8 protein-coding genes are annotated in these 9,905 nt (G+C 56.0%); 6 read left to right on the forward strand and 2 right to left on the reverse strand.

What is annotated here, in order from left to right; genetic code table 11:
• Positions 1-341: 341 nt before the first annotated feature.
• The 6 genes from RIG82_03205 to RIG82_03230 all read left to right on the forward strand — a co-directional run bounded on the left by RIG82_03205 (position 342) and on the right by RIG82_03230 (position 8,920).
• On the forward strand, positions 342-2,198 hold the full coding sequence (locus tag RIG82_03205; GenBank protein ID MEQ9459948.1) for a hypothetical protein: 1,857 nt from the start codon (positions 342-344) through the stop codon (positions 2,196-2,198).
• Positions 2,128-3,330 (forward strand): hypothetical protein, encoded by a 1,203-nt coding sequence (locus RIG82_03210; protein ID MEQ9459949.1) that lies wholly within the window; start codon positions 2,128-2,130, stop codon positions 3,328-3,330. Before RIG82_03205 ends, RIG82_03210 begins: the two co-directional genes overlap by 71 nt.
• A 5-nt stretch (positions 3,331-3,335) precedes the next feature.
• Positions 3,336-5,261, forward strand: coding sequence for a hypothetical protein (locus RIG82_03215; GenBank protein ID MEQ9459950.1), 1,926 nt, complete (start codon positions 3,336-3,338; stop codon positions 5,259-5,261).
• Positions 5,261-6,373 (forward strand): hypothetical protein, encoded by a 1,113-nt coding sequence (locus RIG82_03220; protein ID MEQ9459951.1) that lies wholly within the window; start codon positions 5,261-5,263, stop codon positions 6,371-6,373. Before RIG82_03215 ends, RIG82_03220 begins: the two co-directional genes overlap by 1 nt.
• Positions 6,374-7,800: 1,427 nt before the next feature.
• A complete protein-coding gene (locus tag RIG82_03225; GenBank protein MEQ9459952.1) occupies positions 7,801-8,301 on the forward strand; it encodes an NADAR family protein in 501 nt (166 codons plus the stop codon).
• A 361-nt stretch (positions 8,302-8,662) separates the two neighbouring features.
• Positions 8,663-8,920, forward strand: a complete 258-nt coding sequence (locus RIG82_03230) for a hypothetical protein (protein ID MEQ9459953.1) — start codon at positions 8,663-8,665, stop codon at positions 8,918-8,920.
• Here RIG82_03230 and RIG82_03235 read toward each other — a convergent pair.
• The gene (locus RIG82_03235) at positions 8,913-9,131 is read right to left on the reverse strand and encodes a hypothetical protein (protein MEQ9459954.1); all 219 of its coding nucleotides are present in this window, start codon (positions 9,129-9,131) and stop codon (positions 8,913-8,915) included. The genes RIG82_03230 and RIG82_03235 overlap by 8 nt on opposite strands.
• 317 nt (positions 9,132-9,448) lie before the next feature.
• On the reverse strand, positions 9,449-9,601 hold the full coding sequence (locus RIG82_03240; GenBank protein MEQ9459955.1) for a hypothetical protein: 153 nt from the start codon (positions 9,599-9,601) through the stop codon (positions 9,449-9,451).
• Positions 9,602-9,905: the final 304 nt, after the last annotated feature.

Genomic DNA, 9,905 nt, shown 5'->3' on the forward strand with positions numbered 1-9,905 from the left:
ACGAGGCCTGGCTGGAGGACAACCGCTACATCAACATGGACCTGCTGCGCGAACAGAAAAAGCTCGCGCTGAAGGCCGCCGCCTGATCAATTCGAAGCCATGACCGCCAAAAGCTTTTTGCACAACTTGACGGACACAACCTCGCTATTGAGGCTCGCCTCCACCGCTCGATAGACTGCAGGAAGGCAGCCTCAACAGCGCCACGAATAAGCAGCGGGACGCTCTGCTAAGAACGCATGGGTGCTCGGTCTTAGCCGGTACATAATTCGGGAGACATAGTGGGCAGGCCGTACGAACACGAACTAGCTGCGCTTTACACGACAACCTCAGAGGTCTTCGCCATGGACCTCTCACCACTCCAGAGGGTCATCGCGGACGGCGCTAGTCGCGGCCTCATCGTTGTCGCCTCCGGTGGATCTACAACTTCGGCCAGCTTGGCTGCTGACCTTCATATGGCAGCAGTAGGAAATCTGGCCCGAGCGATGTCTCCGCTTGAGTTCCGAGCTCTCGAGGCGCTTGCAAATTCGAACGTGTGGCTCATTAGTGCTGGCGGCGAAAACCACGACATCCTCGATGCCGCACGTCATGCTTTCTTATCTGGCGCTCACTCTGTCACTGCAATCGTTGCTAGCCGGCAGTCGAAGTTGTCCGACCTTGTCGAACAGCACGAGTCGGGGCGCGTGATCACTCTTGAGTTGACATGCGGGAAAGACGGTTTTCTTGCAACCAATAGCCTTTGGGGGACTTGTTTGCTCTTGGTGAGAGCCTTCCGTGCCGTGTTCTCCAGCGCGGAGAGAGGGGTCGAGGCCCCGGATGCGCAAGCGATGATCACCTGGGCACGCAACGCGGTTACGGAACAATTCAAACCGTGCAGCAACCTCGTGTTGATTGGAGATCCAAGCACATTGGTCGGGGCCCGGGATTTAACCATGAGGGCCGAGGAAGCGGCGCTCGCTTCTATCTGGGCCACTGACCTGCGAAACCTGGGCCATGGCCGTCATTATTGGTTCGCGGCTCATGGCCGCAATGCGTGCGCCTACTTCCTGGTTTCAGAGGAATACACCGGTTTTGCTAACAAGTGCGCCGAATTGATCGGCACTGGCAGTCCGGCGACCGTAGTTACGATTCCAGGTGACTCTGATACCAGGATGCTAAGCGCGATCGCCTTCTCCCTCTACGCCGCTGGAGCGCTGGGTGCACATATACGCCGTGACCCTGGCCGTCCCGGCGTACCGAAGTTTGGGGAGTCCCTGTACAACCTTCGGATGCCCTATCAGGAGCGGGCGGCCTCATACGATCGTGAACAGCGCATTATTGCCGCCAAGCTAGGCATGGCCCCGACCGACGCGCTGCTAGAACGCGACGCCTATGAGCAATGGAAGCTACATTTGCGTGGTTTCGAAGAGAGGCTGAGAGGGGCAAGCGTCCGAGCTCTCATTTTCGATTATGACGGCACGCTGATCGACACAACTCGAAGATTCGAGCCCCTCGCCGCGCCCATCGTCGAAGAGTTGATCCGCGTACTCAATGCCGGCCAAACAGTCGGAATTGCGACGGGCCGGGGCGATTCCTGTGGCGAAGCCCTGCGGGCGGCACTTCCCAAGCATCTTTGGGCTAAAGTGACCATTGGGTACTACAACGGTTCGTTGATAAGGCGCCTTGACGATACTTCTTTCCTGGAAAAGGAAGCGAGCGAGCAAATTATGAACGTTCGCCGACGGATAGAGGATATCGCGCCTTCAGGCCGAAGGGCATCGATCCGGACGTACGAGAAACAGTGTTCGGTCACGTTCTATGACGGACGAAGTGTCGAACAAGGTTGGATGGAAGTTTCCGCCGTCTTGGCCAGCTTGATTGACAATCAAATGGTTAAGGTTTGGAAATCGTCGCATTCGGTCGATATCGTGTTATCCGATGTTTCGAAGACTGCCGTGGTAGATGCTATCGCCCAACAGCTCGGCTGCACCGTCGAGAACATCGTATGCATCGGCGACCAAGGTCGATGGCCAGGCAACGACACTGAATTGCTAGGAAACCCTCTTTCCCTTTCCGCCGACCGTTGCTCCTTCACTCCCGACCGCTGCTGGAACCTAGCGGGGTTTCCTCGGAGGCAACTCGCCTCAACACTTGCCCAACTCCGCCTATTCGATGGAGGACCTGGGCGACCGTTCGCATATCGAGGTGAACTCAGTGAATAACGAAGTGGCACTCGAACTGTTAGCGAAAGTGATGGACTGGCAGCTTGATAAAGCGGTTGACGAGATGCGGTGGTGGAAACTGATCTCAGCCGTCAAATACGATGGTTACCGTGACTTCCTCGCGGGTGCGCGATTTCTTGAAAGCCTCGTGGGCTGGTTGCTGCAGTTCAGCGAGGAAGATAGAGAGGCGGCATACAAGTTCGCTCGCCACCGCTTGGTCTACGTCAGCGCGCTTGAACGAGAACGGTTGATCCAAGCGATGTATCCCCGGACGGTCTACCCCAGACTACTGAAGGCAGTTGCCAATAAAGCGCAAATCCCACCATGGAAAGTCCATAAGAGTGGCGAGCTCATGAAGCAGGTGAGGATTGCGAGACGTAGAACTCTGTTTCTGGGGCTTAGCGATGGCGCACGTCTTGACTCGTTCCGTCACGCCAACGTGGGGGGCCGTATCTCGAATGAACAAGTTGTCATGGGCGCCCAGCTGGACAAGCGCAAATGGGCTGATCTGAAGAAGGATCTGACGCGCGACCTACAGCACCTCGGGGCGGACATCGAGCCCACTTTCGACTGCATTTACCTAGTGGACGACTTTTCAGCTTCTGGGACGTCATTTCTGCGGAACGAAGGATCCGATGAAGGCGCGGACTGGAAGGGCAAGCTGCCCCGGTTTTTAGAGTCGCTTGGATTCAATGAGGACCCAATACAGGCAGATAATTGGAGACTCATCGTGCATCACTTGATGATTACGGATAAAGCGTGTAAGCACTTACAGGATAGCATTCAAGAGTTTATGGCCTGCGCGGATGAATGCTTGCCCCGGTTTAGTGACTACGAGGTGACTTACGGGCATAAATTTTCAGAGCGCCTTCCAGTGCAAGAGGGTTGCCCGCTGGACGAAGAGGTAATCCCGCTTACAGATGACTACTACGACAACGCGATTGAGACGCCAGCCACTCGCAAGGGGGGTGTTGACCACTTAGGTATGGGCTATGCGGCTTGCGGCTTGCCTTTGGTGTTGGACCACAACACACCCAACAACTCCCTTGCGATGCTGTGGGCGGAGTCTGCGGGCAAGAACGGAAGCCATCAGATGCGCCCGTTATTTCGCCGTCGGCAACGCCACGAGTAACAGCCTTGCCAAATCCATTTAAACATCGCGCCAGCGAATATCAGGGCAACGAGTTCGAATTCCTGGCGACGTTGACACCCTCACTGTTCCGCATGACTCTCGACGAGTACAAGGACCCTGAGGACCTGTTAACAAGGGTAGTAGTGTTTAGCGCCCCCCCGGGTACGGGTAAGACCACGCTTTCTCGCTTCTTCCAGTTCGCGACACTTTCTCGACTTCTCGATAAACAACGCCGTAGTCCGGACAAGCAACATGAAGAGCTGCTCCAACTCGCGTCTGAGCGAGGATTTATATCGCACGAACGTGTTTCTGTTTGCGGTGCGCGAGTTTCGCTTGAGCGTGACTACCGAGACCTAGCGCTATTGGGATATCGCCAGGAAACGGCAGATACCCTTCTACTTAGTCTTCTCGGTGCCCGTGCAGTTCTGTCGTGGCGACGTGGCTTCCAAGATGCTGGATTAAGCCTCAATTCTATTCGCGTCGTACCGACCAGCGAGGGTAGTGCCCGACTTGATTCAATCGGCGGTAGCAACTTTCAAAGCATCGTTGAACGTGCGGAATTCGTCGAGTCACGCCTTTTTCAACTGACGACGCGTTTTGTTCCGCCTAACGAGGAGGAGCTACTCGAATCTATACGATCTTCGTTCCTTCCTTTGGTGGCCATTTCTCGTTTCGAGCTCCCAGATAATCACGGGCAGGTCCTACCACTGTTGATGATGGATGACGCCCACTCCATTAGTCGCGAGCAACACGACGCCCTCTTGAACCACCTATCCAGTCGAGAAGTCGTTATTGGGCGTTGGGTTCTACAACGAATGGAAGCATTAGATGCTGAAGGTGTAATCGCCTGGGGGGACGAAACAAGACCTAATCCTACAAGTGGCCTGCAAAGGAGCCGGTCCGTTCTCGATATTCGAATGACCCAGTCTTACGATGAGGCGAGAGGCGCCGTTCGTAAGCGGTTTCGGAAAGCAGTAGCTGAGTTGGTATCCCGCAATATTGCGCAAATGCCGAACCTGACAAGGTTGGGCATCACCATTCCCAACTTAGAGGAGCGGAGCGAGCCGACGGATAAGCAGCTCGAAAAGCTGAACAAGCGTATGGAAAGCGCGATTTCGCAATTGGAGCTACCCCCCGCACAAGTAAAGCAAATCGTCGATGGCGTCAGAGAGTATCTGCGAGAGAAGCCGCAGTACAGCTCGAACGGACTACTTCCCCCGATGGCAACAATTCTCTTGCACCGCCAGTTCAAACGCACCCCCCAGAGGTCGTTGTTCGACGAGAGTTCACAGCCTGAACTAGCGGAAGAGGTACAAGTTGCCGCTGATCCCGGTATTCTCGCCGGAGCACAAGTTCACGCGTGGCACCGGGCCGGCCTTTCCTACCTAGGGGGCCTTGATACGCTAGCAGATCTCGGCAGCGAGAACGCTGAAACAGCCCTCCAACTTGCCTGGCAGATTATTCGATTACTTGAGGCTTCGTTGATCGCGTATGACCGCCGCGGGTCCACGGCACTGAGCGTCAATGACCAACACGAAGCGCTCCGACGCGAATCCGAGCGAATTCTTAGCGAATGGAGCTTCCCTTATGCGGTCGAGGTGCGTCGACTCGTGGATCGAATTGCACGACGGTGCGTTGATCGTAGCTTGGAAGACTCAGCGCCGCTTGGCGGTGGTGCGCACGCAATAGGAATTGACCAAGAGAAATTCGGCGCCGTGCTTGAAGAACCCCGATTCCGCGAGGTATTGCGCTTTGCGTGTGGGTACAACGCTCTTGTACTGACACCTGGGAGAAGAGCCAAGGGCAAGATCTGGACATTACTCGAACTCTGCGGTCCTGCGATAGCGGCCCATGGATTGACGACCAGTCGAGGCGGATTCATTCCGCTAAAGGTGAACGAACTGATTGCCATGATCGACGAGGCGGAGTAATGAATAGTTGCCGCTGGGAAGAAGGACTGGCACACCTCGGCGAAGAAGTCCCCGAATTCCTGGATTCATTATTGTCCGATGGGACCAGGAACGTCCTTTACATCGCGGGAGCTGGCTTTGATCCGCGGTCATCGCAATTGCCAAGTATAGTTGCGAAGAACGGGGTTTCACGCCGAGGAATCTTTATAAGAGAAGAGCGTCCGAACCCCGATTACGAACTGGTGAGGCGCGGCGACGATAACGCAGAGGTGCTTGGACGCCTATATCCAACCTCCGATGTTATCTCTGTGCACATATTCGATGAGGAACACGCCGTTGTCGGCGGGCAAAGTGTTTGCCTGAAGATCCGGGACTGCCTCTCGGATTCTCAACTAAACGAATTTACCGACGTCATTGTTGACATATCAGCCCTTTCAATTGGCGTGAGCTTTCCAATAGTGGGGCTGCTTTTTGAGAAGCTTGACCAACAGGACAGAATCAATCTGCATGTTGTTGCAGCTGCTTCACCGCAATCTGGGCAATTCGCCGAGATTGCGGAGTTTGCAGAACGTTATCAGCACCCTAAAGGTTTTAAGGGCGACCGGTCGGAAGCGGACGACACTGTTCGGCTTTGGTTGCCACAGCTCACTTCGGCAAAGAAACGTGCCTTTTCTAACCTTTACAAGGAATTAGAGCCTAGAGAAGTCTGCCCAATTTTTCCTTTTCCCTGCCATGAGCCGCGCCAGGTTGAGCAACTGCTTGAGGACTTCAGTGGTGAGCTCACCGACGAATGGGGTGTGGACTTGCATCAGATGCTCTTTGCTGCAGAACACGACCCGCTTGATCTTTATAGAACCATCGCTCGCGTGCATGTCACGCGCAAGGATGTGTACGACCGAGCGGGGCGTTTGTCAGCAACGGTCTTGTCACCAATAGGGTCCAAAGCGCAGGCAATCGGGGCCTTGATGGCTGCACTGGAGTTCGACCTGCCGGTGGCTTACGTCGAGGCGCGTCGCTTCGTTCCAAGTCAAGAGCCATGCTCTGGAGAATTGGACTCGACGCGACTTGTTCATGTTTGGCTCCTTGGGGAGGTGTATCCTCTACACAGGTCAGGAGCGTCAAATGACACTTGAGCATGTAGCCATCGGTACGCCGAGAAGCGCCCTCGTCACCGGGTTTGTCGCGCTCGACGTATTGCATGTTGATGGGGCCGCTCGGGGCTCTCGTTACCGCGCGGGGGGAACTGCAGGCAATGTTGCAGCCATTCTAGGGGCGCTTGGGTGGGGAACGACGATCGCAGGCCCAAGGCGTGGGTCGTTAGTTTCCAACTTGGCGGTTGGTGACTTCGAACGCTGTGGGGCGGTTTATCATGAGTTGTACGATCAAGATTTCCCCGTCGTCGTCGAACATTTGCAACGCGGTGAATCGCACCGTTTCTCATTCAGTTGTCCGACCTGTGGGCATGGGTTCCCTACTTTCCGGCGAAGCACATCCCCCCTCCCGGAGCTTGCCTCCTTATTGCAAGGCCGGGACGTCTTCTTCGTAGATCGCTTATTTCCAGGAGTGGTTGAAGCAGCTTTCGCTGCGCGAGAACGTGGAACCGTGGTCGTTTATGAGCCCTCGGATCCTGCGGATCAGCCTTGGTCGGCCGAGATGCTAGCCACCGCAGATATAGTTAAGTATTCGTCAGACAGGGAGAAGAAAATGCCCTGGTTAACCGATGGGTCCGATTCATTGGTCGTGAGGACAGAAGGGGCTAAAGGCGCGGCATGGCGCTGGCGCGACATCTCAGTCGAAGACTGGCGCACGCTTCCCGCTAGCCCTGCCGCAAATGTGGTTGATACCTGCGGAGCCGGCGACTGGATGACTGCAGGTTTACTGATGGGCATGTTTGAACTCATGAGCGCTCACCGACAAGGTATAAGCCCGCAAGAGGTCGACCGAGAAGTGCTTGCAGCACAAAAGCTCGCGTCGTGGAGTTGCAGGTTCGCGGGTGCTCGGGGTGCTCTTTACGAAGCAGGCGCGCGCGAGGCGCTTCGTCACCTATCCGGCGATCGATCATTAGTATCCGCGGTCGATAGTCATGCCCTCGTGGAACCGGTAGAAGCCATTGAGTCTTGCGTGGTGTGCACCGGAGCGTGACTCAATCACCGTGCTCCTACGGCGCCAACAAGTCCGCCAAATCTCTGAGGGCCGCAGCTAGTTGACGGGCTGTCAACGGCTGTTGCGCGACGCGCTCCGAGATTAAGTGCCGGGCGACCTCCGTAGACTTTTTCCTGCACGTCAAATAATTAAAAATCTCTACTAGAGTTGGCGTCTCTCGCGGCGGCTCACTGTTCAGAGCTGCACCTACGGCGCTGGCGGAGCGGCCGGTCGCCTTAGTTAAAGCACTGTTAGTTATCCCATTCTCATCCATCAGACGCCTTGCTACAGCTTGCATCCTGGCGGCAGCTTCACTTTCTGGTGCTGAGGGACGACCTACTTTGGCCACGTCTAGTCACATTTGTCACTCTATTAAAAATAGTTTACTCTTATCCTACGCCAATTAGCAATCGCCGACATGGACGAGATTCGCTTTTACCGAGCAAACGAGCGGCCCTACGGTGCCTTCAGCAACCTGTACAGGCGAGAAGTTGAGTTCGAAGGGGAGGTATTTCCTACCGCTGAGCATGCCTATCAGGCAGGAAAAGCGCGCAAGCAAGCCGTTAGGGATTGGTTAATGGCCGCGCCGACACCTGCCTTGCTGGCGATGGCTGCTCACGGACTCTACTATTGGGATATTGCGCCAGGCTGGTCCAAGAACAAGTTCGACCGAATGAAGCGCGTGCTACGCGCCAAATTCGCCCAACACGAGGACCTGCGTGAGCTGCTGCTCGCGACAGGCTCCGCAAGACTGGTTGAATCCGCCATGGTCGACAACGAGGTCAACAGGCTGTGGGGCGAAGTTAACGGCGCTGGCAAGAACATGCTCGGCACGCTTCTTATGGAAGTGAGAGATGAACTGGTCGCTGGCGACGCTATCGAGGAAACCGAGAAACGGCGCAGAACCTGTGCCGCCTGAGCCTCGGCTCGCGCTTACAGATGGAGTACCCCCGCCCCTGAAAAGCGGACACAATGCACCGAGTATTCAGGGGCCATTTTAATTCCGCGGGCCCACAACGACAGGTGGCGGACAGCTAATAGGGCGGAGCCCCCCACGGCCATCCGATGAACCAGCCCCAGTAGCAGCCGCAAGGCAGAGGAACATCCTAGGCTCTCAAGTCGATCAGCCTCTCGGCCAATGCTATGAAGCCGAGCCGAGACACTGCGCAAGTGCAATTGACGCATCAAGGCGATTGGTATAGAGCTAAGTGCGCTGAGACTGCGTGAGCCTCTGAACGGGTGTATTCACGCCCGTGTGTGCTGGATAGCGCCCGTCAGCGTTGGGCCTTCGCCTTGATGAGGGACTGGATCTTTTCCTTCTGGGCATCGTCTCCGCTCTGAGTGTTGATCAGAATCAGCTGGCGCGCAAACTCCTGGATGCGCTTTCCGCTGATGTGGTTGTGGCCACCAATCAGATCTCCGTCAACCAGGATGTTCATGTACGGGTTTCGCGCGGCTGTTTTGTTGTTCCGCTCGAGGACTGCCCCATGGAAGGCGATGCTGCCGCCTGGTTGATCGTCTCGCCATCCCTTATTTGACATTCACAAAGGTCGCTAGCTCCTGTAGGTCCTGCGCGATGGCAACGCCCCCGTCAATGCGAGTTTCCTGCTGATTGCGCGCCCGAAGATAATGGGTCCGATAAGGCGCGAAATGCCCTACGGCAGTCACGTTGGCATCGCCCTGATCGATCGATTGGGTATCCTCGATCACCGGGTTGTAGCGCTCAACCTCGCGCTCATGCTCGAACATCGTGGAAAGGTAGGCAGGTCACCCTTTTATGCAAGGGCATCCAGAGTGGAGTGTAGGTTCAGGGGCTAGGGCGTACCGGCATCAAGAAACATGATCGACCTAGTTCAACGTGCAGCTCGACTACGCGGAAGCAGAAACGCCTGACGTTATTCGTCAACACGACCGCCCAGCACTGAGCGCATGTGCAGCGATCATCGTGTCTTGCGACCCGTTAGGTGTCCCGCGTCGGCGGTGTAACGCCCCCAGGAAGCACGGCATGCAGCGGCGCCAGGAACGCCTGAAACCGTTGCACGCGCTAAGGCTCTCTGGCCTGGCGACTACGCCTTGCATGAGAGTTCTGCATAGGTGACGACAGACACGAAGATTTCGTGGCCCGAGAAAGCAGCCCGTTCCAGCAGCTGGATTAACGACATCGGCGCATTACGGATGCTGCAACTGCTGGTACCGGTGTCCAGCATGTAGCGCATCATCAGCACTCCGAATCAGGTCAATACCAATCCCCGGGCGCTCGGACAAAAAGTAGTCACCAACATCCGGAGCATCCATCAATGCGCTCCAGCTGGGGCGCTTTGGCTCAATGACAAGTCGAGAACCCACTCGGTACGTGAGCACCTCTTCGACATCACCCAACTCCATCGGTAATCACCCCGTTTTTAACGGAGGCCAAAAGTGGAGCTATGCAGCGGCGGCCAGCCGCTGCATGGGGGTGATGCCGCCGAGCGCCATGTTCGGTCGTTCGTGATTGTAGAACCAGAGCCACTCGGTGGCCGATTG

Source organism: Phycisphaeraceae bacterium, assembly GCA_040222855.1.
Lineage (GTDB): Bacteria > Planctomycetota > Phycisphaerae > Phycisphaerales > Phycisphaeraceae > Mucisphaera.